The 21894-nt window shown below is 72.2% G+C and carries 23 protein-coding genes and 1 riboswitch; of the genes, 12 read left to right on the plus strand and 11 right to left on the minus strand.

From position 1 onward, the window contains the following. Positions 1 to 189 precede the first annotated feature (189 nt). Genes ACFZAX_RS26255 through ACFZAX_RS26280 form a run of 6 tightly spaced genes read right to left on the minus strand, consistent with a single transcriptional unit; the run spans position 190 to position 4699 of the window. On the minus strand, positions 190 to 960 hold the full coding sequence (locus ACFZAX_RS26255) for an urease accessory protein UreD (RefSeq protein WP_390964700.1): 771 nt from the start codon (positions 958 to 960) through the stop codon (positions 190 to 192). Further along, entirely contained in the window at positions 957 to 1634 is a 678-nt protein-coding gene (ureG, locus tag ACFZAX_RS26260) for an urease accessory protein UreG (RefSeq protein ID WP_390964701.1), read from the minus strand. The genes ACFZAX_RS26255 and ureG overlap by 4 nt, the downstream gene beginning before the upstream one ends. Before the next feature lie 52 nt (positions 1635 to 1686). Then, positions 1687 to 2349 (minus strand): urease accessory UreF family protein, encoded by a 663-nt coding sequence (locus ACFZAX_RS26265; protein WP_390964704.1) that lies wholly within the window; start codon positions 2347 to 2349, stop codon positions 1687 to 1689. A 13-nt stretch (positions 2350 to 2362) separates the two neighbouring features. Next, positions 2363 to 4084 carry an urease subunit alpha gene (locus ACFZAX_RS26270; RefSeq protein ID WP_390964705.1) on the minus strand — a complete coding sequence of 574 codons (1722 nt, stop codon included), beginning with the start codon at positions 4082 to 4084 and terminating at the stop codon, positions 2363 to 2365. Further along, the gene (locus ACFZAX_RS26275; RefSeq protein WP_390964706.1) at positions 4077 to 4388 is read right to left on the minus strand and encodes an urease subunit beta; all 312 of its coding nucleotides are present in this window, start codon (positions 4386 to 4388) and stop codon (positions 4077 to 4079) included. The genes ACFZAX_RS26270 and ACFZAX_RS26275 overlap by 8 nt, the downstream gene beginning before the upstream one ends. A gap of 8 nt (positions 4389 to 4396) precedes the next feature. After that, positions 4397 to 4699, minus strand: a complete 303-nt coding sequence (locus ACFZAX_RS26280) for an urease subunit gamma (protein ID WP_390964707.1) — start codon at positions 4697 to 4699, stop codon at positions 4397 to 4399. Between the two features lie 532 nt (positions 4700 to 5231). On the opposite strand from ACFZAX_RS26280, the gene ACFZAX_RS26285 reads away from it, so the two are divergent. The 3 genes from ACFZAX_RS26285 (at position 5232) to ACFZAX_RS26295 (ending at position 7661) form a co-directional block, all read left to right on the plus strand. Further along, positions 5232 to 5540 carry a hypothetical protein gene (locus ACFZAX_RS26285; protein ID WP_390964709.1) on the plus strand — a complete coding sequence of 103 codons (309 nt, stop codon included), beginning with the start codon at positions 5232 to 5234 and terminating at the stop codon, positions 5538 to 5540. A gap of 148 nt (positions 5541 to 5688) precedes the next feature. Next, positions 5689 to 6633 carry a hypothetical protein gene (locus tag ACFZAX_RS26290; protein WP_390964711.1) on the plus strand — a complete coding sequence of 315 codons (945 nt, stop codon included), beginning with the start codon at positions 5689 to 5691 and terminating at the stop codon, positions 6631 to 6633. A gap of 450 nt (positions 6634 to 7083) precedes the next feature. Next, positions 7084 to 7162: riboswitch (cyclic di-AMP (ydaO/yuaA leader) on the plus strand. Between the two features lie 28 nt (positions 7163 to 7190). After that, positions 7191 to 7661 carry an NlpC/P60 family protein gene (locus tag ACFZAX_RS26295; protein ID WP_390964713.1) on the plus strand — a complete coding sequence of 157 codons (471 nt, stop codon included), beginning with the start codon at positions 7191 to 7193 and terminating at the stop codon, positions 7659 to 7661. A 108-nt stretch (positions 7662 to 7769) separates the two neighbouring features. Here the strand turns inward: ACFZAX_RS26295 and ACFZAX_RS26300 are convergent, their stop codons facing one another. Next, on the minus strand, positions 7770 to 8201 hold the full coding sequence (locus ACFZAX_RS26300; protein ID WP_390964714.1) for an ATP-binding protein: 432 nt from the start codon (positions 8199 to 8201) through the stop codon (positions 7770 to 7772). Between the two features lie 227 nt (positions 8202 to 8428). Between ACFZAX_RS26300 and ACFZAX_RS26305 the strand changes: the two genes are divergently transcribed. Together ACFZAX_RS26305 and ACFZAX_RS26310 are read left to right on the plus strand one after the other, a co-directional pair. Beyond that, positions 8429 to 9295 carry a Scr1 family TA system antitoxin-like transcriptional regulator gene (locus tag ACFZAX_RS26305; protein ID WP_390964715.1) on the plus strand — a complete coding sequence of 289 codons (867 nt, stop codon included), beginning with the start codon at positions 8429 to 8431 and terminating at the stop codon, positions 9293 to 9295. A gap of 65 nt (positions 9296 to 9360) precedes the next feature. Continuing rightward, a complete protein-coding gene (locus ACFZAX_RS26310; protein ID WP_390964716.1) occupies positions 9361 to 9582 on the plus strand; it encodes a DUF397 domain-containing protein in 222 nt (73 codons plus the stop codon). A gap of 87 nt (positions 9583 to 9669) precedes the next feature. Here ACFZAX_RS26310 and ACFZAX_RS26315 read toward each other — a convergent pair whose 3' ends face one another. Further along, positions 9670 to 10818, minus strand: a complete 1149-nt coding sequence (locus tag ACFZAX_RS26315; protein WP_390964717.1) for an aminotransferase class I/II-fold pyridoxal phosphate-dependent enzyme — start codon at positions 10816 to 10818, stop codon at positions 9670 to 9672. 144 nt (positions 10819 to 10962) lie between these two features. On the opposite strand from ACFZAX_RS26315, the gene bioB reads away from it, so the two are divergent. Genes bioB through bioD form a run of 3 tightly spaced genes read left to right on the plus strand, consistent with a single transcriptional unit; the run spans position 10963 to position 14385 of the window. Then, positions 10963 to 12222 carry a biotin synthase BioB gene (bioB, locus tag ACFZAX_RS26320; protein ID WP_390964718.1) on the plus strand — a complete coding sequence of 420 codons (1260 nt, stop codon included), beginning with the start codon at positions 10963 to 10965 and terminating at the stop codon, positions 12220 to 12222. Beyond that, the gene (locus tag ACFZAX_RS26325) at positions 12215 to 13696 is read left to right on the plus strand and encodes an adenosylmethionine--8-amino-7-oxononanoate transaminase (protein WP_390964720.1); all 1482 of its coding nucleotides are present in this window, start codon (positions 12215 to 12217) and stop codon (positions 13694 to 13696) included. The genes bioB and ACFZAX_RS26325 overlap by 8 nt, the downstream gene beginning before the upstream one ends. A gap of 2 nt (positions 13697 to 13698) precedes the next feature. Further along, a complete protein-coding gene (gene bioD / locus ACFZAX_RS26330; RefSeq protein WP_390964721.1) occupies positions 13699 to 14385 on the plus strand; it encodes a dethiobiotin synthase in 687 nt (228 codons plus the stop codon). Positions 14386 to 14498: 113 nt separating this feature from the next. Here bioD and ACFZAX_RS26335 read toward each other — a convergent pair whose 3' ends face one another. From ACFZAX_RS26335 to ACFZAX_RS26345, 3 genes are all read right to left on the minus strand, one after another. Then, positions 14499 to 14912 (minus strand): fic family toxin-antitoxin system, toxin component, encoded by a 414-nt coding sequence (locus ACFZAX_RS26335; protein ID WP_390964722.1) that lies wholly within the window; start codon positions 14910 to 14912, stop codon positions 14499 to 14501. 181 nt (positions 14913 to 15093) lie between these two features. Continuing rightward, positions 15094 to 15684, minus strand: coding sequence for a TetR family transcriptional regulator (locus ACFZAX_RS26340; protein WP_390964723.1), 591 nt, complete (start codon positions 15682 to 15684; stop codon positions 15094 to 15096). Between the two features lie 1377 nt (positions 15685 to 17061). Continuing rightward, entirely contained in the window at positions 17062 to 17280 is a 219-nt protein-coding gene (locus ACFZAX_RS26345) for an antitoxin (protein WP_390964724.1), read from the minus strand. A 149-nt stretch (positions 17281 to 17429) separates the two neighbouring features. Between ACFZAX_RS26345 and ACFZAX_RS26350 the strand changes: the two genes are divergently transcribed. The 4 genes from ACFZAX_RS26350 (at position 17430) to ACFZAX_RS26365 (ending at position 21716) form a co-directional block, all read left to right on the plus strand. Further along, entirely contained in the window at positions 17430 to 17855 is a 426-nt protein-coding gene (locus tag ACFZAX_RS26350; protein WP_390964839.1) for a GNAT family N-acetyltransferase, read from the plus strand. 457 nt (positions 17856 to 18312) lie between these two features. Then, entirely contained in the window at positions 18313 to 19653 is a 1341-nt protein-coding gene (locus tag ACFZAX_RS26355; protein WP_390964725.1) for a CNNM domain-containing protein, read from the plus strand. Then, entirely contained in the window at positions 19650 to 20669 is a 1020-nt protein-coding gene (locus ACFZAX_RS26360; protein WP_390964726.1) for a CNNM domain-containing protein, read from the plus strand. The genes ACFZAX_RS26355 and ACFZAX_RS26360 overlap by 4 nt, the downstream gene beginning before the upstream one ends. A gap of 198 nt (positions 20670 to 20867) precedes the next feature. Next, complete coding sequence (locus ACFZAX_RS26365) at positions 20868 to 21716, plus strand: GDSL-type esterase/lipase family protein (protein WP_390964727.1); 849 nt, start codon at positions 20868 to 20870, stop codon at positions 21714 to 21716. Positions 21717 to 21894: the final 178 nt, after the last annotated feature.

The raw sequence follows: 21894 nt of genomic DNA on the forward strand, positions 1-21894 counted from the left end.
TGCAGTGCGTCTCAAGTGGAACCTCCCCCATGGGTGTCGCGCCGCGTGGAGCGGCGCGGTTCTACGGTTTCCCGTGGATCATTGCCCCTGTGAGGTTCCTGAGAACAGGGCGCAGCGCCCTTTCTTTGCCGAACCGATAACCGGTAACCGCTGTACTGCTCAGCGAACTTGGCGCATTGTGCCGTTGAATCAGCTCATTGCACTGGCTGTTGAGCCATCCGTTATGAGCGTCAGGGCCCTGTCCAGGACGGCGCGCAGCAGGCGCGCGTCGGCGGCGACGGCCGTGACCAGTGCGGCGGGTCCCGCCAGCGGGGTGAGGACGGCGGTGGGGCCGAGGAGGCGGGGTTCCACCGGCTTCTCCTCGAACTCCGGCCTCACGATCAGCAGTTGTCCGACGGCCCGATGGCCGCCGAGCACGGCGGGCCCGTCCCATCCCCCGGCCCCGCCGTGACCGTAGGAGAGCTCCTGGTCGAGCAGCGGACGCCCGCCGCGTCGCACGGTGAGGCGGGTGGTCAGCGCGCCGGTGGGTTCGCCGTGGCGGCCGAGGACCTGCTCCTCGCGGAGTACCAGCCGTGCGGTGGGGGCGAGGTGGACGGTGGTGGCCATCCGCAGTTCGCTGCCCCGGGCGGAGATCAGCTGCTCCGGGAGCCAGTGCAGCTCGGCCTCCTCCCCCACGGCCAGCCGGACGTCGTAGTGGGCGGGGCCCGGGCCGGGGAGCGCGACGGTGGCCGCGGCGGCGCCGACGGTGAGCCGGGCCCCGTGCCCGGCCTCCACCTCGACGGCGAGGCGGTCGCCGCCGAGGGGCGCGCTCATCGCGCCGACGACCGTGACCCCCGCGTACGGTGCGACGGCCCGGGTCCGGCGGAGCGCGAGGGGGCCTTCGCTCTCCAGCACCGGCAGCACGGTGGCGCCCCGCCCGTCCGCGACGGCGCGGATGCGGGCGGTGGCGGTGACGCTCACGAGGACCAGGCGGCGAGCTGGGACCGCACCCAGCCGGCCACCGGGGCGACTCCGTCGGAGGAGGTCAACGAGGTGAAGACGACAGGAAGGTCACCGCGCTGCTTGGCGGCGTCCTCGGCCATCCGGTCCAGGTCGGAACCGACGTACGGGGCGAGGTCGGTCTTGTTGACGACGAGCAGGTCGGCGGTGGTCACGCCGGGGCCGCCCTTGCGGGGGATGTCGTCGCCGCCGGCCACGTCGATGACGAACACCTGGGCGTCGACGAGCCCCTTGGAGAAGGTGGCGGTGAGGTTGTCGCCGCCCGACTCGACCAGGATCAGGTCGAGCGGGCCGACGCTGTCCTCCAGGTCCTCGACCGCTTCGAGGTTGGCGGAGATGTCGTCGCGGATGGCGGTGTGGGGGCAGGCGCCGGTTTCGACGGCCTGGATGCGCTCGGGCGGGAGGACCGCGTTGCGGAGCAGGAACTCCGCGTCCTCGCGGGTGTAGATGTCGTTGGTCACCACGGCGATGGAGAACTGGTCGCGCAGGGTCCGGCAGAGGGCGGCGACGGTGGCGGTCTTACCGGAACCGACCGGTCCGCCCAGCCCGATGCGCAGGGCGCGGCGCGTGCCGTCAGGTCGTGCGGCGTCCGCGCCGACCGCGGCGGGTCCGTCGTGCGAGTGATCGAGGTGCATGGTGCGGCTCCTTGGGGGACATGGGGTTGCGGGCGCGTGGGCTGCCGGTGCCTCACGAGGCGAAGAGGCGGACCGGCCACGTGGCGTGGGTCTCGGCGGCGATGTCGAGCAGCGGGGCCGAGGCTGCGGGCAGGGCGTCGATGCCCTGCCGGGCGGCCGCGGTGGCCCGTTCTGCGACGCGATCGAGTTCGGGGGCGAGCCGGGCGAGCACGGCGGTGGCCTCGAAGGGGTCGAGCGAGAGGAGCCGGACGACGGCGGTGGCGGGCCCGCCGACCGCTTCGTACGCGGCGCAGTGCGCGGCGTCCTCGGGGGACAGCCCGGCCGAGGCCGCGGTGAGCCCGAGGACGACGGGCTGGTGGGCGCCGCGCGGCCGGGCGGCCGCGAGCGCGTCCAGCTCGGGGCTCGGCCAGGTGGACCTGGCCGCCCTCATCAACTGGCGTCCGAGTTTGCGGGCGGTGGCCCGCAGGGCGGGTGAGGGCGTACGGGCGTCCGCCGCCTCGTCCAGCGCGAGCGGGTCGTGGCCCAGGGCCGCCGCCGCGGCGAGCGCGGCGGCGGTGAGGCCGGTGGTGTGCAGACGGCCCCGGCAGAAGTCCGCGAGGTCGCCCGCGTCGCGGACGCGTCCCGCCGTGACGGCCGGTTCGGCCCCACCGGAGTGGGCGTGGCCTCCGGCGGGGAACCGGCCGTCGGCGAGGACGAGCAGGGCTGCGCGTGACATGGTTCCCGCCCGATCAGAAGAGGAAGTAGCGCTGCGCCATGGGCAGTTCTTTGGCCGGTGCGGGTTCGACGAGGTCTCCGTCGATCGTCACGGCGAAGCTGTCCGGGTCGACCTGGACGTGGGGCAGTGCGTCGTTCTCCCGCATGTCGGCCTTGGTGACGCCGCGGGTGCTGGTGATCGGCACGAACCGTTTGCCGAGGCCGAGGCGTTCGGGCAGTTCGTCCTCGATCGCCGCCGCCGAGACGAAGTTGAAGGAGTTCGAGGCGGGGGCCCTTCCGATGGCGCCGAACATCGGCCTCGGCAGGACCGGTTGGGGCGTCGGGATGGACGCGTTGGCATCGCCCATCTGCGCGTACGCGATCTGGCCGCCCTTGATGACCAGCTGCGGCTTCACCCCGAAGAAGGCGGGGTCCCAGAGGACGAGGTCGGCGAGCTTGCCGGTCTCGACCGAGCCGATCTCACGGTCGAGCCCCTGCGCCACCGCCGGGTTGATCGTGTATTTGGCGACATAGCGACGCACCCGGTGGTTGTCGGCCGCGCCGTCGCCGGGGAGTGCGCCCCGGCGCACCTTCATGACGTGCGCGGTCTGCCAGGTACGCAGGACGACCTCGCCGATCCGCCCCATGGCCTGGGAGTCGGAGGAGATGATCGAGATCGCCCCGAGGTCGTGCAGGATGTCCTCGGCGGCGATGGTCGAGGGCCGGATACGGGACTCGGCGAACGCGAGGTCCTCGGGGACGGCCGGGTTCAGGTGGTGGCAGACCATCAGCATGTCGAGGTGTTCCTCGATGGTGTTGACGGTGTGCGGACGGGTCGGGTTGGTGGAGCTGGGCAGGACGTACGGCTCGGAGACGACGGTGATGATGTCGGGCGCGTGACCGCCGCCGGCCCCCTCGGTGTGGTACGCGTGGATCGTGCGGCCCGCGATGGCGGCGAGGGTGTCCGCCACGAAACCGGCCTCGTTGAGGGTGTCCGTGTGGATGGCGAGCTGGGCGCCGCTCTCCTCGCAGACCCGCAGGCAGGCGTCGATGACGGCAGGCGTCGCCCCCCAGTCCTCGTGGATCTTGAACCCGAGCGCGCCCCCGCGCAGTTGGGCCCGCATGGCCTCGTGGGACATGGTGTTGCCCTTGCCGAGGAGCCCGATGTTGACGGGGAACCCCTCCAACGCCTCGAACATCCGGGCGAGGTGCCAGGAGCCGGGTGTGACGGTGGTGGCCTTGGTGCCCTCGGCCGGTCCTGTTCCGCCGCCCACGAGGGTGGTGATCCCGGAGGACAGCGCCTGGTCCACCAGGGTCGGCGAGATGAAGTGGACGTGCGCGTCGATCGCGCCCGCCGTGAGGATCTTGCCGTTCCCCGCGATGATCTCGGTCTCGGGCCCTATGACGAGATCGGGGTGGACCCCGTCCATGGTGTCGGGGTTACCGGCCTTGCCGATGCCGGTGATCCGCCCCTCGCGGATGCCGACGTCCGCCTTGACGATCCCCCAGTGGTCGACGATGACGACACCGGTGATGACCGTGTCGGGGGCGCCCTCGGCACGGGTGGTGCGGGCCTGTCCCATGGACTCCCGGATCACCTTGCCGCCGCCGAACACCGCCTCGTCGCCGGCCCGCCCCGGGCCGCCCGAGCGGTCCTCCTCGATCTCCACGAGCAGGGAGGTGTCGGCGAGCCGGATGCGGTCGCCGGTGGTGGGGCCGAACAGGTCGGCGTAGACGGCACGGTCGAGTTCAGCCATCGAGGGCACCTCCGGTTTCGCCGCGCAGGCCGGGGACGACGCGGGCGCCTGCGAGCGGGACGAGTTCGACGTCCATGGGGATGCCGGGCTCGAAACGCACGGCCGTACCGGCGGCGATGTTCAGCCGCAGGCCGTGGGCGGCCCCCCGGTCGAAGTCGAGGCCGGGATTGGCCTCGGCGAAGTGGTAGTGCGAGCCGACCTGTACGGGCCGGTCGGCCGCGTTGAGGACGGTGAGGCGGGTGACGGGGCGGCCTTCGTTGATCGGTACGGCCCCGTCCGCGTACAGGATCTCTCCGGGAATCACGGCGCCCCTCAGACGATCGGATCGTGGACGGTGACGAGCTTGGTGCCGTCCGGGAAGGTGGCCTCCACCTGGACGTCGTGGATCATCTCCGGGATGCCGTCCATGACGTCGGCGCGGGTGAGCACCCCCCGTCCGGACGCCATGAGTTCGGCGACGGTCCGCCCGTCGCGCGCGCCTTCCAGGATGTGCGACGTGATCAGCGCGACCGCCTCCGGGTGGTTGAGCCGAAGCCCGCGCGCCCGGCGCCGCTCGGCGACGTCGGCGGCCACATGGATGAGCAGACGTTCCTGCTCGTGCGGGGTGAGTTGCACGCTTCCACCTCATCGTCTCGCGCCCGGTCTCGACTCTGGACGTGGTACACCCGTCGGACGACGACAGCGCGTCGATCGCCGAGACGGGTACACCGGCCAGACACCGCACGTTAGGGCGGAAGTTTTTCCGTCGCGTTAACTGGGCCGGTCGCATGGAGACGCCGTCCGGTACGGAGGTGCGGCTCCGGCGGGCCGGACCGCCCCCGGACCGGTACCGCTGAGCTGCCCCCACCCCCTCGCCTCGTATACGGCGCGTACGGGACCGGGACGCCCACCGCGTACGGCCCCGGGCGCTTCCTGGCGCCGACATGGCCGGCCGGTCGCACGGGTAGTAATCCGTCAGCCCGCCTGCCCGGACCGGTGCGGGAGCGGCCGTCGGAAGTCGGGTCGTCGCAGACGGCGGCGACGGCGGTGACATCGGCCGTGCCCCTCGTCCTCGACGCCGGGAGCCCACCGTGCCCACGCCCCCTCCGGCCAGGTCGGAGAACACGGCACCGCCTACCCGCCACCGTGCCCCCACGAGGTGAATCCCATGCTGCCCCCGGAGCTGCCACCGCTTCCCGCCCTGACCCACGCGGAGGCGGAGTTCATCGACCGCTATCTCGCCGTCCTCGACCAGGTGGGCCGGATCAACCCCACCCGGGGCAGCGACACCTACGCGGCACTGCGGGCGGCCCAGGCGCTGGCCTCGCACGCGACGGCTCTGCGGGACGCCCTGGCGCTGATGCACGATCGCGGCGAGGACCGGATCCACGCGTCCACGCTGGCCCGGGCGCTGCGTGCGCTGGACGGTGAGCGACGGGCCGGGCGGATCGCCGTACCGCCCGAGAACGGGAGTTGACCGGTCCGGCCTGCGGCGGAGCGGCAGAAGGCGACCGGCCGCCCCGCCCTGGTCCTGGCCCTGGTCCTGGCCCTGGCGCTGGTCCTGGTCCTGGTCCTGGTCCTGGCCGCGGCGATGCCGGCCGATCATGTTCCGTACCCTCCTGAACATGAATCGCTCCACCGCTCCCCTCCAGCCCCTCACCCGGCTCGTCGGCGGGAACATATGCGCCTACCAGCCGGCTGCCGACACCTGGGGTGCTCTGTCGCCCGCCAAGATCTTCCGGCCGTCGGCCGGGGACGACGTCGTCGAGCACACCGCTCCCGCCGGCCTCCACCAGGTCTTCTACACGACCCTGCACGCGGCCGTCTGCGTGACGGCTGACGGGGCCGAGGTCTGGCGGTCGGAGTTCGAACCGAAGTCGGACGAGCGGTTCGGACACAGGCCCGGCTGCGCCCTCTCGTCCGACGGGCTCACGGTCTGGATCTACCGGCCCGACGCCATGGCCGAACGAGGCCGCCCGGACCAGTGGGTCGCCCTGGACGCCGTAACCGGAGCGGTCCTCGCGCAGGCGGATCTGGACACGGTCGGGCACGGTGGCGTCCAGCTCGTGCACCGGGCGGGCGGCGAGATCCTCCTCGACGTGGGCGAGGGGCAGGACGGATCGGTCATCTACCGGGCATCGCTGTCGGGTGGGCGGATGGACCTCTTCCGCTACCCCTGGGACGACAGGGTCCTCATCGATCTGTCGCCGGACGGGCGGCACTTCATGACGGTCGATCATGCTCAGGGCGACATGGCCGTCCACACGTACCCGGACGGCGAGGTCGCGTTCACTCTGTCCGTCGACGCCCTCGGGCACGATCCGGAAGAGGACTACGTGGAATGGGGCGGCGGCTACCTGGACCCGGAGACCATCGTCGTGACCGTCGTCGGCGAGACGGAGAGCGAGGAGGAGTGGTTCCGCCACACCCGCGTCGACGCGCGGTCCGGCGAGGTCCGAGGCGCATTCGAGGCGCACGGCGAGAATTCCTACGACATGCAGCCTCTCGGGGACGGGTCCTGGCTCACCAAGGGCCCGGACGGCCACCCGATTCGCCGGAGGGACTCCTGAGGTCCCGGTGACGGCGATCCGGTCGGGATCCGGAGCGGAGGAGCGGAGCCGTTTCCCGATTCCAGCGACACGCCCGTGAGGAATATCCGATTTTCCGCTCGTTCGGCGCAGGGGTTCGGTCCGTCGCGCCCTTCTCTCGATTTGCGCTTCCCGGCGTTCTCCCCATGCCCCAAGTGCCGCACTGAGCAACCTTGGTGGAGGCATCCGGGTGCGCGCCCCCGGCCGCGCGGGACGCTCCCCCACTCTCCCGGCGCAACGTCGGCCGACCGTACTGACTTCCTCTGCCACCTCGAAAATTACGCACGGCCTGGGTCAAGATCCGTGTGACGACAAGCCCCCGCCACCCCGACGGGGCGGTCCGCGCGGACGCCGAGTCCTGCCGCCGAGCGGATGACGGGTCGACAGGAGTGGATCGGCAGGAGTGGAGGACCCGAGCACAACGGGTCGACCGGGCAACCGGCCGTCCCTCGGGGTGAAGCCGCGACGCGCGGCCGGGCGACTTCGCCAGCCCGAACCCGACAGGTCATCTTTCACAGGCGGCTGACGAAGGGTTGCGCATGACTGCGCAGGTTCATGTCCCGTCTCTGCTCACCCGGGCCGGTACGGCCTCGGTCCTCACTCTGGCCCTCAGCTCGACCATGCTGGCCCCCGGCCTGGTCTCCGACGCCGAGGCCGCCGCCCAGTCGACGAAGGCGCTCCGGGTCGCCGCGTCCAAGAAGGGCGCCCCCTACCAGTGGGGCGCCGCGGGTCCCCGGCGGTTCGACTGCTCCGGGCTGACGCTCTACTCGTTCAAGCGGGTCGGCAAGAAGCTGCCCCGCACGGCGCAGCAGCAGTACAACAAGACGCGCCACATCACTTCCTCACAGCGCAGGAGGGGCGACCTGGTCTTCTTCCACAGCGGTCGCAGCGTCTACCACGTGGGCATCTACGCCGGAAACGGCAAGATCTGGCACTCCCCGAAGACCGGTGCCGTGGTGCGGCTGGAGCGGATCTGGACGAAGCGGGTCTGGTACGGACGGGTGCGCTGACGCACGCCGGGCGCCCGTGCCGCCGACGCACGGCGCCCGGCCCGGACGCGGCGACACGCGACGACCCCGCCGGGTCGCACGGTCGCCCCGTCCGGGCCGGGCGCGACGTCAACTCCGCACCGGTACGGACCAGGGCAGCACGATCCACACGGTCTTGCCGCCGTCCTCGTTCGGGGTGACGCCGAACCGTCCGCCGCACTCCCCGGCGAGGATCCGGATGATCGCCAGGCCCCGCCCGTTGTCCCGCTGCGCGGCCGGGGGCAGCCGTCTGGGCCACCGGGGGTGGCTGTCCGACACCTCGAGCCGCAGTTCCTCGTCACGGTCGAGCACCAGCCGCACCGTGAACGTGGGTGACTGGCCCAGCGTGTGCAGGACCGCGTTGGTCGCGAGCTCCGAGACGATCAGCAAAATCCTCCCCGCGTCATCCGTGTCGTCGTGCATGCCCCACTCGGCGAGTACGCGTGCCACGTGTCTGCGGGCCGCGGACACCGACACCGGATCGCTCGGCAGGGTGACATGTGCTTCCTGATGATCTGCCATGGCGACGCCGTCCCTTTCCGCCCGGCCGACCCCTATCGGCCCGGATTGTGCCTGGCGCCAGAGTGCCACCGCCGGGCCCCCCGCAGACACGATCTGCCGAGATATGCATATATCTATCGCTCAATGCGGTGAACTCCGGCTCACCGGAGCTCGAACGTTCGGCACACTTGCTTCCAGGTCGGCCGACGGAGCGGTCGACCGTGCCGCCAGGCGGGAAGGAGACCGGAATGGGCAACGGCCCCGTCGTGCGCCGTCGCAAACTCGGGGAAGAGCTGCGGAGTCTGCGCCACTCTTCGGGACTCACGAGCCAACAGGCGGCATCGCTGCTCGGCTGGCACCAGTCGAAGGTGAGCAGGATCGAGACGGGCGCGAGCGGCGTGTCCCCGGCCGATGTCGGCCGCCTGCTCGACGCGTACGCCGTCGTCGATCCCGAACTGCGCACCCTGCTCTCGGCACTGGCCGGGTCGGCGGACGGCCGCGACACGGGCTGGTGGCACGCCTACCGGGGCATCATTCCGCCGCAGTACCGCGACTTCATCGCCCTGGAAGCGCAGGCCGAGACCGCGAGGACGCTGGAGACCTCGGTGGTCCCCGGACTGCTCCAGACCGCCGACTACGCGCGGTCGGTCACCGAGTCCGCGCTGGACGGCATACCGGAGGCCCATCTGGACGCCCTGGTCGAGGTGCGGCTCGCCCGCCAGTCGGTGCTGCGGTGCGACGCCCCGCTGCGGCTCACCGCCGTTCTCGACGAGGCGGTGCTGCGGCGGGAGGTGGGCGGGCGGCGCGTGATGCGCGAGCAGCTCGACCATCTCGCACACATGTCGGAACTCCCGCATGTGGACATCCAGTTGATCCCGTTCAGTGTCGGGGGGTACGTCGGCCTGACCGGCCCGTTCGTCATCTTCTCCTTTCCGACGACTTCGGCTCTGGATGTGGTCGTTCTCGACCACTTGACGCGCAGTCACTATCTGGAGCGGAAAGAAGATCTGGAGGCGTACGGTTCCGCTTTCCGCACCATGCGCAGACGCGCCCTCTCGCCCGAACGATCGAGGGACCTCATCACGGCGATCGGCCGCGAGAGGCGGCCCCGATGAGCACCCGGGGCCCGGCCGGACCGCCGGACGGGTCCCGGCAGCGTCCACCGATCCGAAGGAGCACCATGCCCGACCGCCCGGCACAGCCCGCCTCCCCGTGGCGCCGCAGCAGCCGCAGTACCGGTATGAACAACTGCGTGGAGACGGCGGTGCATGGGCGGCCGGTCCTGCTCTCCGTACGCGACTCCAAGGACGTGGACCGGGCCCATCTGTCCTTCTCCGCACCTGCCTGGAGCGCGTTCGTGCGCGGCCTCCGGGGACCCGGCGCGGGCGGGGCCCGGGGCTGAGCGCACGGGAACCAGGGCGACCCGGGGCGGGCGCACGGGCCCGGGGCGTACCGGCCGCGGCGACCCGGGCGGGCTTCCGCTCCCCGGTCAGGCGGTGCCCCTCGGAGCCGTACGGATGATCGCGTCCAGGGCGGTGTCGACCCGGTCGTCCGTCAGGTCGGCCCGGGCGGTGAGCCGCAGACGCGAGACACCGTCAGGGACCGACGGCGGGCGGAAGCACCCCACCGCGATGCCGGCTTCCCGGCAGTCCGCCGCCCAGCGGACCGCCGACTCGGGGGAGGGCGCCCGCACGGACACCACTGCGGCGTCCGGGCGGGCCGCGCTCAGCCCCTCCGTGGTCAGCCGTTCGTACATCCGGGTGGCGACCTCGCGCGCCCGGGCGGCGCGCTCCGGCTCCCTCCGCAGGACCGCGAGGCTCGCGAGCGCGGCACCGGCGGAGGCGGGTGCGAGCCCGGTGTCGAAGATGAACGTGCGCGCCGTGTTGACGAGATGACGGATCACCGGTGCGGGTCCGAGGATCGCGCCGCCCTGGCTGCCCAGGGACTTCGAGAGAGTGAGCGTGGCCACCAGCCCCTCGTCCCCCGCCAGCCCACAGGCGGACGGTGCGCCGCGGCCGCCCGCTCCGAGCACCCCGAGACCGTGCGCGTCGTCGACAACCAGCCCGGCGCCCGCGCTCCGGCAGACGGCGGCGAGGGCGGTGAGCGGGGCGGCGTCCCCGTCGACGGAGAAGACCGAGTCGGAGACCACGAGGGCCGGCCCGGCGTGGGACTCCAGGGCCTTGCGGACCGCCTCGGCGTCGGCGTGCGCCACCACCTCGGTCCGCGCGCGTGCCAGCCGGCAACCGTCCACGATCGAGGCATGGTTGGCCGCGTCGGACACGATGAGGCCGTCGGCCCGTGAGAGGGCGGTGAGCGCGGCGAGGTTCGCCGCGTAGCCGGAGGAGAACACCAGGGCGGCCTCGAAGCCGCAGAAGTCGGCGAGTTCGCGTTCGAGTTCCGCGTGGAGGGCGGTGGAGCCGGTGACCAGGCGTGAACCCGTGGCGCCCGCGCCCCATGTCCGTGCCGCTCCGGCCGCCGCCCCGGTCACCTCGGGGTGCCGGGTGAGCCCGAGGTAGTCGTTGCTCGCGAGGTCCAGTACGTCGGTTTCGGCAGGTCGCGGGCGCAGCGTGCGGACGAGTCCGGCGGCGGCGCGGCGGCCGGACTCCTCCTCGGTCCAGTCGAACGGTGCGAAGGCCATCGAGGGGTCCCTTTTGTAGGCAGCTCACAGAGGGTAACTGGGGGCGCAGCCGGTCAGGGTGTGGCAATACACACACCTGCGCCCTCTCTGTCCTGTCGGGTTCCTCCTTGGCCGATGGCCGTGGTGTGCGTCAGGATCGACGCCATGGACCTGTTGAGCACGCTGGTGGACAAGGGGTTGCGGCGCGAACTGCCGACCCGTGAAGAGGCGCTCGCCGTACTGGCGACCTCCGACGAGGAACTGCTCGACGTGGTGGCCGCCGCGGGCAGAGTGCGCCGTCAGTGGTTCGGGCGCCGGGTGAAACTCAACTACCTGGTCAACCTCAAGTCGGGCCTGTGCCCGGAGGACTGCTCGTACTGCTCGCAGCGGCTCGGCTCCGAGGCGGGCATCCTCAAGTACTCCTGGCTGAAGCCCGACGAGGCGTCCAGGGCTGCGGCGGCCGGGGTGGCCGGGGGCGCCAAGCGGGTCTGCCTGGTGGCGAGCGGCCGGGGCCCGACCGACCGGGACGTGGAGCGGGTCTCCCGGACCATCGAGGCGATCAAGGACGAGAACGAGGGCGTCGAGGTGTGCGCCTGTCTCGGCCTGCTCTCCGACGGGCAGGCCGAGAAGCTGCGTTCGGCGGGTGCGGACGCGTACAACCACAACCTCAACACCTCCGAGGCCACCTACGGCGACATCACCACCACCCACACCTATTCCGATCGGGTGGAGACCGTGCGGCACGCCCAGGGGGCGGGGCTCTCCGCCTGCTCCGGACTGATCGCGGGCATGGGCGAGAGCGACGAGGACCTGATCGACGTGGTCTTCGCGCTGCGTCGACTCGACCCCGACTCCGTGCCGGTGAACTTCCTGATCCCGTTCGAGGGCACGCCGCTCGCCAAGGAGTGGAACCTGACGCCCCAGCGGTGTCTGCGGATTCTCGCGATGGTGCGGTTCGTCTGCCCGGACGTGGAGGTTCGGCTCGCCGGTGGCCGTGAGGTGCACCTGCGGTCGATGCAGCCGCTCGCGCTGCACCTGGTCAACTCGATCTTCCTGGGCGACTATCTGACCAGTGAGGGGCAGGCGGGTCAGGCGGATCTCGACATGATCGCCGACGCGGGGTTCGAGGTGGAGGGCGCGGACACCACGACGCTGCCCGGCCACCGGGCCACGGCGGGTGCGGGATGCGGAGGGCACGCGGACGACGGCTGCGGCGGCGGGGCGGCGGGCGGTGGTTGCGCCCCGTGCGGCGGACCGGCCGCGACCGGGGAGGCGCCCTCCGACGCCCCCGCGGAGGCCGCGGACGCCGGCTCCGGCTCCGCCGCTGCGGCCCACGTGGTGGCGCGCGGGGATCAGGGAGCACGTACGGACCTGGTGGCCGTGCGCCGGCGGGGTGCGGGTACGGATCTCGCTCCCAATGCCTGAGGCGTACGTTCCGGGGCCGGCCCGTTCGGTCCGGCCGGCCCCCGGCGGCCGGTCCGCTCCCGCCGCTGTCCCCTCATCCGCCCCGTCCCCGGTCTCCTCCGCCCCGCCCGCGGTCTCCTCCGCCCCGTCCCCGGTCTCCTCCGCCCCGCCCCCGGTGCCGGCGTCCCCGCCCGCCCCCGCCCTGACGACCGACCGACTGCGGTCGCTCGACCGGGCCCACGTCTGGCATCCGTACGGGCCCATGCCCGGCCGGCAGGAGCCGCTGATCGTGGAGTCGGCTTCCGGTGTCCGGCTGCGGTTGGCGGAACCGGTGGACGGTCAGGAGGAGTTGGTGGACGGGATGTCCTCCTGGTGGTCGGCGGTGCATGGCTACAACCACCCGGTCCTCAACGAGGCGGCGCGTGGACAGCTGGAGCGGATGAGCCACGTGATGTTCGGCGGTCTCACCCATGAGCCGGCCGTCCGGCTGGCCGCCCGGCTCGTGGAGATCACCCCGGCCCCCCTCCAGCACGTCTTCCTCGCCGACTCGGGCTCGGTCTCCGTCGAAGTGGCGGTGAAGATGTGTCTCCAGTACTGGCGTTCGGCCGGTCGGCCTGCCAAGCAGAGGCTCCTGACCTGGCGCGGCGGTTATCACGGCGATACCTGGCAGCCGATGTCGGTGTGCGACCCCGAAGGCGGGATGCACGAGCTCTGGTCGGGGGTACTCCCTCTGCAGATCTTCGCGGACGCCCCGCCGGACGGCTTCGACGCGGAGGTGGACGCGGACTACGCGGAGCATCTGCGCGAGCTGATCGCCCGCCACGCCCATGAGCTGGCCGCGGTGATCGTGGAGCCCGTCGTCCAGGGGGCCGGGGGGATGCGGTTCCACTCGCCCGGCTATCTGCGGGTCCTCAGGGAGGCCTGCGACGCACACGACGTGCTGTTCGTCCTCGACGAGATCGCGACCGGATTCGGCCGCACGGGACGGTTGTTCGCCGCCGAGCACGCCGGGGTCTCGCCGGACGTGATGTGCGTCGGCAAGGCGTTGACCGGCGGCTACCTCACGATGGCGGCGACCCTCTGCACCACCGGGGTGGCCGAGGGCATTTCGCGCGGCGAGGTTCCCGTACTGGCGCACGGTCCCACCTTCATGGGCAACCCGCTCGCCGCGGCGGTCGCGTGCGCCTCCGTGGACCTGCTGCTCGGCCAGGACTGGCAGGGCGAGGTCGCGCGGATCGGCGCGGGGCTGCGGACCGGTCTGGCCGGGGCCGGCCGGCTGCCGGGGGTCGCGGACGTACGGGTGCTGGGCGCGATCGGGGTCGTGCAGCTCGACCACGAGGTGGACATGGAGGCCGCCACCCGCGCGGCGGTGCGTGAGGGCGTATGGCTGCGGCCGTTCCGGGACCTCGTGTACACGATGCCGCCGTACGTGACGGACGACGAGGACGTGGCACGGATCTGCCGTGCCGTGTGCGCCGCGGCGCGGGAAGGGTGACCATGATCATTCTGGTGGTGTCCGGTACCGGCACCGAGATCGGCAAGACGATCGTGACCGCGGCCGTGGCGGCGGCTTCGGGCGGCCGGGTCGCGGTGCTCAAACCCGCACAGACAGGGGTCGCCCCAGGCGAGCACGGTGACGCGGCCGAGGTGGCGCGGCTGGCCGGCGGCGAGGTGACCACGGTCGAACTGGTCCGCTATCCCGAGCCGTTGGCGCCCGCGACCGCCGCCAGGCGCTGCGGGCTCGCCCCTGTACGCCCGTACGAAATCGCCGACGCCGCGCAGAAGCTCGCGACGGAGCACGATCTGGTGCTGGTCGAGGGGGCGGGCGGACTGCTCGTACGGTACGACGACGAGGGAGCCACACTGGCGGACGCGGCCCGGCTGCTGGCAGCACCCGTGCTGCTGGTGGCGGCTGCCGGGCTCGGCACGCTCAACTCCACCGCGCTGACGGCCGAGGCGCTGCGGGCCCGGGGTCTCGTCTGTCCGGGTGTGGTGATCGGCAGCATGCCCGCCGAACCGGATCTGGCCACCCGGTGCAATGTGGAAGACCTTCCGGTCGCGGCGGGTGCCCCTCTGCTGGGCGTGCTGCCGGCCGGCGCGGGTTCGCTGCCTCCTGCCGTCTTCCGGGCCCGGGCGGCGACTTGGCTCGCACCGGAGCTGGGCGGGGTGCGCGGGGTGCGGTGAGTCCGGGCCCGGTGCGCGCGGTGGGCGTCCGGTGGGGGCGCGCGGTGGACTCGGCGCGGCCCATGGGGGTGCCCGGTGGACGCGTACGCCCCCGGAGGCCCGGCAGTGGTGGCTCAGCCGCACCACTCGTGCAGCTCCTCGGCGATGTCGCGCACCCCGGCCTTGCCCTCCTTCACCAGGCGGGCAAGGTCGCGCACGCGGTCGGGGGACGTATGGACACGGAGCCCGGAGGCGACCAGGTAGCCGTACGCCACGGCCGAGGCGAACATCGCGTTGGAGTGCTCCAACGCCGGCACGTGCAGGAGGAGTTGGAGCAGCGAGGCCGCCCGGGCGTGGGGGCTGGCATAGACCGGGCTGCCGAAGATCTCCGCCTCGTGCCGGCTGACGGCGGCGACGAGGGCGCCCCAGTCGGCGACGTGCGGATCGCCCGGCGTCCGGTGTTCGGCCACCATGAGCAGCCAGGAGAGATCAATGCGTAGGCCCTCGGGGCCGGGTGACGGTGATGCGGGTGACTCGTCGTGTTCCATGCAGGGAGACCGTCTCGGGAAGGGGGAAGGCGCTCGGCGTCTCGGGAAGAGGGAGGCGCTCGGCCCGCGCGCGGTGAACCCGTCGGGTCCGGAGCAGCCAGTATTCCTCAGCCCCGGGGGCGGAGCGTACCCCCTGCGGGCGGTTGCCCCCGGTCGCCCTCCCCTGCCCGCGAACTCCGGGTCAGGATGTCCGCCGCAGCCCCGCGACGAGAAGGGCGACCAGCCGGCGCGCGTCGTAGCGCGGGTCGCTGTCGGAGCCGATGCAGAGGTTCCCGATGCCGCGCATGAGGTGGTACGCGTCGAGGTCGGCGCGGATCTCTCCGGATGAGGCCGCGACATCGAGGAGTTCGGCGCACACCGGCAGGAGGCGTTCCTGGAAGTAGCCGTGCAACGCCTCGTGACCGGCCCGGTCTCCCTGCATCGCCGCAGCCAGGCCGTGCTTGGTGACCAGGAAGTCGACGAAGAGGTCGACCCACCGCGCGAGGGCCGCGTGGGGTGTCGGGCCGGCCGCCAACAGTTCCGGGCCGGCCGCCGCGCAGGCGTCGACCTGGTGCCGGTAGACGGCTATGACCAGGTCGGCCCGGGTGGGGAAGTGGCGGTAGACCGTGCCCACTCCGACACCGGCCCTGGCCGCGATGTCCCGTACCGGCGCGTCCACACCCGCGGCGACGAAGGCCGCCGCCGCCGCGTCCAGCAGGGCCTGCTGGTTGCGCCGGACGTCCTTGCGCTTGGATCCGGCCACGGGCGCCGCGTCCCGACTGCTGTCACCCACCGCGACATTCCTCCACGTCTGCGTCACCCAGCGGAACCGCGTTCCGTTTCATCGCGGAGCGAGGTTCCGTTTCGCTCATGATGGCAGACCGGAACACGGCCGACCAGGTCGCCCTCGTGTGCACTCCCTGCTCACACCTGCCCGCACCTGCTTGCCCCCTTCCGGACCATGCTCCCGCCTGCGGACGCGTCTCCGGAGCCGGCTCCCGGGTGCGGACGCGCTTCCAGACCCGGCTCCCGGGTGCGGACGCGCCTCCGGACCCGGCTCCCGGGGGAAGGGCCGTGCGGCCCGTCGGCGCCCGGCGGCCGGAACTCCCGCTGCGGACACGACACGCCGTGATCCTCGCCAACAGAGGCTTGGGCTTCATCGGGTCGCACACCGTGCGGGCCCTGACCGACAGGGGCGAGGATCGCCTGGTCGCCCAGCGCGGCGCCCACGAGCTCCCGGCCGTACTCGACGGGGAGCGGATACCGGTCGAACAGGGGGCGTCACCGGCCTCGACTCACTCCTCGCGATCGGCGGGCGCCCCGACATCACCGGCATCGCGCACCCGGCCGACTCCTTCCCCTGGGCGGGGTCGCCGACGCACGGATCGGAACGACCCGGCAGGTGCTCGGCAGACCGCTGAACGCGGTCCGGGCTGCTCACCAATGGGGCGATCGGCGGCTCGGGACCGCCGGGGCCACCGGCGTCCGCCCGGAACGGACAACCACGGACCGCTCCACGAGGACACCCCACTGTCGTTGAGCACGTCCGTACTGTCGTTGAGCACGTCCGTCCCGCTCCCGGTCTCAAGAAGACCGACGAACAGCTGAGCGGACACCTCGCCGACACCACCGGCATCGGCACCAACATCGACCACTTGGACGTCCCCGGAACCCGGGGTCCGCTCGGCCGCGCCCGCTCCGTTCTTCGCCACGCCCTCGTCGACGCTGCCGCCCGCGACCCCGGAACTTCTCCGGCCGGACGCGACCGCCCGACGACGGGCTCGACGTCACCCACGTCAAGGTCACCGGCCGGGCGTCGTCCTTCTCCAGCCCTACGACCGGCTGAACCACCGCACGTTCCACCTCGTCTTCGGCAGGGTCGCGACCGACGTCAGGTCGTCGAGGCGAACGGAACGGTGGTTCCCGAGGCCCGGCCCGACCTCCCTACGGGGGCGGCATGCGGCAACCGGCCCTCGACATCGGCCATCCGAGGGAGGACACCGGCTGCCGGCCCGGGCAAGATACCGAGCGGGCCACGGCCGACTGCTCCGCCTGGCTCCGCGCGGGCAACAGGAACTGACGGCGCCCGAATCCTGTCCGGGCGCGCGGGGGCAGGGGCGTACGGGAAGGCCACCGGACGCGTCCGGCGCACTCGGCGCGTCCGGCGCACTCAGCGCGCGACGCGCTCCGTACCGAACTCCTCGGCGAAGACCGATTCGTACCGCTGCATGAAGTCGGCGGCTGCTTCGACGAAGGCACGGCGCGCGTCCTGCGCGTCCGGTTCGGTGGATTCTTCCAGGGAGCGGGTCATCGTCGCCCTCCTCCGCCGGGCGGCCTCGGCTGCGACGGCGGCCGGGTTCGCTCGGACGTTCAGCTGGGTTCTGGGCATTTTCCCAAGCTAGCGTCGTCCGGACCGCCCGGGCAAGGGGACCGGTCGGGCGCCCGCGCCGGGGCTGAGCCGGCGGGAGTCGAGCACTGAAAATCTGCTCGCCTCCCGCCGCTCCCCGGTGGTGGGATGCGGGCGTGAGCGATCTTTCGATGGACAAGCTTTCTATACGCCCTGCCAACCCCGACGATCTGGACGAGATCCTCGCCTTCTGGAAGGAGGCGGCCGAGGGAACGAGCATCAGCGATGACCGGGACGGGATCGAACGACTGGTGGCACGGGACCCCGAGTGCCTCATCCTGGCGGAGCGGGACGGCCGGCTCGCAGGGACGGTGATCGCCGGGTTCGACGGATGGCGGTGCCACCTCTACCGGCTCGCCGTCCACCCGGAACAGCGTCGCCGCGGCGTGGCCACCGCCCTGCTGTCGGCCGCGGAGGATCGGTTCGTACGCCTCGGCGGCCGGCGCGGGGACGCGATGGTCCTCGACGCCAACGAGCGCGCCCACCATGCCTGGCGCGCGGCGGGGTATGAGCGCGAATCCCGTTGGAGCCGCTGGGTGAAGCACCTGTCCCAGTGACGGCCTCGTCCCTTGCCCAGGGCCGACGGGCAGGGGACGAGGCCGGGCAGGGAACGAGGCCGGGCAGGGAACGAGGCCGGGCAGGGGACGAGGCCTGGCAGGGGACGAGGCCTGGCAGGGGACGAGGCCTGGCAGGGGACGAGGCCTGGCAGGGGACGAGGCGAGGCGGAGGCAGAGGGGCGGGCGCGTGGGCAGGCCCGGCCGATCACTTTGCCGATCCTTTACTATGTATTCCTGTCCGACGGGCACAGTGACCAGTACGGAGACCGGCGCGGGGCCCACTGCCGCGCCGGCACTTCCGTACGGTGATCGGTGCGCCGATCGGTACGTCCTGCCCCTGCCGAGAAAGGTGTGAGCGTCCGCCCATGGGCGAGCCTCCCAGTAGCCGAACCCGCCGGATTCGCGGACATCGCGCGATCCTCCACCCGCTGCCCGATCATGGGACGGAGGTGAACCGATGACCGAAGTGCTTCTGCTGTTCGTGGCCGTGCTGCTCTCGATCGCCTGCGGCGCTTTCGTCGCCGCCGAGTTCTCCCTGACCACCGTGGAGCGCGGCGACCTCGAGCGAGCCGTCGAGCGGGGCGAGCGCGGCGCGGCCGGCGCCCTCAAGGCCGTCCGCAGCCTCACCTTCCAGCTCTCGGGAGCGCAGCTCGGCATCACCGTCACCAACCTGGTGGTCGGCATGCTCTCCGAGTCGTCCATTGCCAAGCTCATCCGGGGACCGCTGGTCGCCATCGGGCTCTCCCCCAGCCTGTCGCGCTCGGTGGCCCTGGTCATCGGTACCGCGCTGTCCACGGTGGTCCTGATGGTGGTGGGTGAACTCGTCCCGAAAAACTGGGCGATCTCCTCACCCCTGAAGGTCGCCAAGGCCGTCGCCACACCGCAACGGGTCTTCACCGCCGTCTTCCGCCCCTTCATCAGCCACCTGAACAACACCGCCAACCGCATCCTGCGCCGCTTCGGCCTCGAACCGGCCGAGGAGCTGGCCTCCGCCCGGAGCCCGCAGGAACTGGCGGCCCTGGCACGCCACTCCGCGAAGGAGGGGGCTCTGGAGGCGGACACCGCCGAACTGTTCGTCCGCACCCTCAATCTGGCCGAGCTCACCGCGGAGAACGTCATGACGCCGCGGGTCCAGGTCATCGCGCTGGACATGCAGGCGACCGCCGAGGACGTCGCGAACGCGACACGGGCGACCGGACTGTCCCGTTTCCCCGTCTACCGCGGCAGCCTGGACAGCGTGGTGGGCGTCGCGCACATCAAGGACGTCCTCGCGGTGCCGGCGGACCAGCGGCCCCGCAGAAGCGTCTCCGACCTGCTGCGCGAGCCCCTTCTCGTACCCGAGACCCTCAGCGTCGACAAGCTGCTCGACCGGCTCTCCGGGCGCAAGCTCGCCATGGCCGTCGTCATCGACGAGTACGGGGGCACGGCCGGTGTGGTGACCCTGGAGGACATCGTCGAGGAGGTCGTCGGCGAGGTGCGCGACGAGCACGACCCGCACGAGACACCCGATCTGGCCCCTGCCGGTGAGGACGCCGACGGCCGCACCCTCTGGTCGGCCGACGGCGCCGCGCGCACCGACCAGCTCCGCGCCATCGGCCTGCGCGCGCCGGACGGCCCGTACGAAACCCTCGCCGGGCTCGTCGCCAACGAGGTCGGGCGCATCCCCCGGGAAGGGGACAGCGTGGAACTGGCCGGGTGGCGGATCGATGTCGTGGACGCCTCCGGGCGGCGCGCCGCACGTGCCCTGCTGCACGCACCGCTCCCTGGTGAGGACCCCCTGACGGAGGATGCCCGATGACCGTTCTCCAGCTCTTCATCGGCCTGCTGACCCTGATCGTGAACGCGTTCTTCGTGGCGGCGGAGTTCGCCCTCATCTCGGTGCGCCGGAGCCAGATCGAACCGGCGGCCGAAGCCGGTGACCGGAAGGCCCGCAGCGTGCTGTGGGGCCTGGAGCACGTCTCGGCACTGCTGGCGGCGGCCCAGCTCGGCATCACCCTCTGCACCCTGGTGCTGGGCATCGTCGCCGAACCGGCCATCGCCCACCTGCTGGAGCCCGTGTTCGACGCGGTCGGAGTGCCGCACGGTCTGGTGCATCCGCTGTCGTTCGTCATCGCGCTGACGGTGGCGACCTACCTCCACATGCTGCTCGGCGAGATGGTCCCCAAGAACGTCGCGCTGGCCGACCCGGCGAAGGGCGCGCTGCTGCTCGGCCCCCCGCTGGTGGCGCTGGCCAGGGGGCTGCGCCCGGTGATCTTCGCGATCAACGCGTTCGCCAATCTGTTGCTGAAGCTGCTGCGGGTTGAGACGAGGAACGAGGTCTCCGCGACCTTCTCGGACGACCAGCTGGCGCTGCTGGTGAGAGACTCCGGGGACGCGGGGCTGGTGGACGACCGGTCGGCCGAGCGGCTGCGGCACGCCCTTGAACTGGGCAGCCGTCCGGTGCGGGACGTGGCCATGCCGATCGCCCAGATGGTCTGCACGCGGGTGGGCACGACTCCCGAGGAGCTGGAGCGGCTCTCGGCCGAATCCGGATACTCGCGCTTCCCCGTGATGAACGGCGAGCAGCGGATACTCGGTTACCTCCACGTCAAGGACGCCCTCGACGCCGCCCCTCGCGACGTGCCGTTCCCGGTCTCGGCGATGCGTCCCATCGCCCGGGTACGGGCGGCCGCCCCGCTCGACGACGTACTGACCGCGCTGCGGCGCAGCCGTACGCACCTGGCAGCGGTGCTGGACGAGGACGATCGGCTGGTCGGCACGGTCACCATGGAGGACGTGCTGCGCGAGCTCGTCGGACGGCCGCAGTCCGGCTGACGGGAGCCGGCGGTAGATGCGGTAGAGGCGGAAACTGCGGCAGATCCGGGAACTGCGGCACCGGACCCGCGGAAGGTGCGGGGGCCGTAGCCGCGGAGGGCGACGGGGACGGCGGGGGCTGCGGAGGCAGGGGCCGTCGAGGCGGCGGGGCGGCGGGGAGAGCCGCTCGGCCCGTCTCCGCGATACGATCTCGGCGCCATGGATATGAATGCCTCGTACACCAGTTTCGTCGCGGTCGGTGACTCGTTCACCGAGGGCATGTCGGACCTCCTGCCGGACGGCACGTACCGGGGCTGGGCCGACATCCTCGCCTCCCGGCTGGCGGCTCGCTCCCCCGGGTTCCGGTACGCCAACCTGGCCGTCCGGGGCAAGCTCATCAGCCAGATCGTCGACGAGCAGGTGGACTCGGCCGCCGCCCTGCAGGCGGACGTGGTGACCTTGGTCGGCGGCCTCAACGACACCCTCCGCCCCAAGTGCGACATGGGCATGGTGCGGGGACGCCTCGAAGAGGCGGTGGAGCGCCTCGCGCCGTCGTGCAAGACGCTCGTACTGATGCGGAGCCCGGGACGGAACGGCCCGGTGATGGACCGCTTCCGTCCGCGCATGGAGGAGCTGTTCGCTCTGGTGGACGATCTGGCCGGGCGGCACGGCGCGGTGGTCGCCGACCTGTACGGGGCTCCGTCGCTGGGCGACCCCCGGTTGTGGGACATCGACCGGCTCCACCTGACCGCCGAAGGCCATCGGAGGGTGGCCGAGGCGGTCTGGCAGACGCTGGGGCTGCCCGCCGAGAGCGACTGGCGGACCCCCATGGGCACGGCGACGCCCATTCGCTGGCGCACCCGTCGGATCGAGGACGTCCGCTTCGCCAAGCAGCATCTGGCTCCGTGGATCGGACGCAGGCTCACCGGCCGGTCCTCTGGCGACGGCCGCCACGGCGCCCAGTTCGACGCGGCCTCGGGGCGGGCCTTCTGGATCACCCCGGCCAATCCCGCCGACCCCGGTCCGGTGACCTCCTGGCGCCGGGACGACGAACCGCAGGAGGCATAGGGCACGGTCCGGCGTGGGGCCGGCCGTGGGACCCGGCGCAGGGCCGCGGGTCCGGCTCCCCTTGGGCCCCTCCGGTAGACGGCCCCCGCCCGCCCCCACGGACGCGGAAGGTGACCCTGGTCTCGTAGCAAGCCACAAAGCGGTCCCGGGCGCTGGCCTGCACAAACCGCCAGTAGAA

The organism is Streptomyces sp. NPDC008125, assembly GCF_042957125.1.
In the GTDB taxonomy this organism is placed as follows: domain Bacteria; phylum Actinomycetota; class Actinomycetes; order Streptomycetales; family Streptomycetaceae; genus Streptomyces.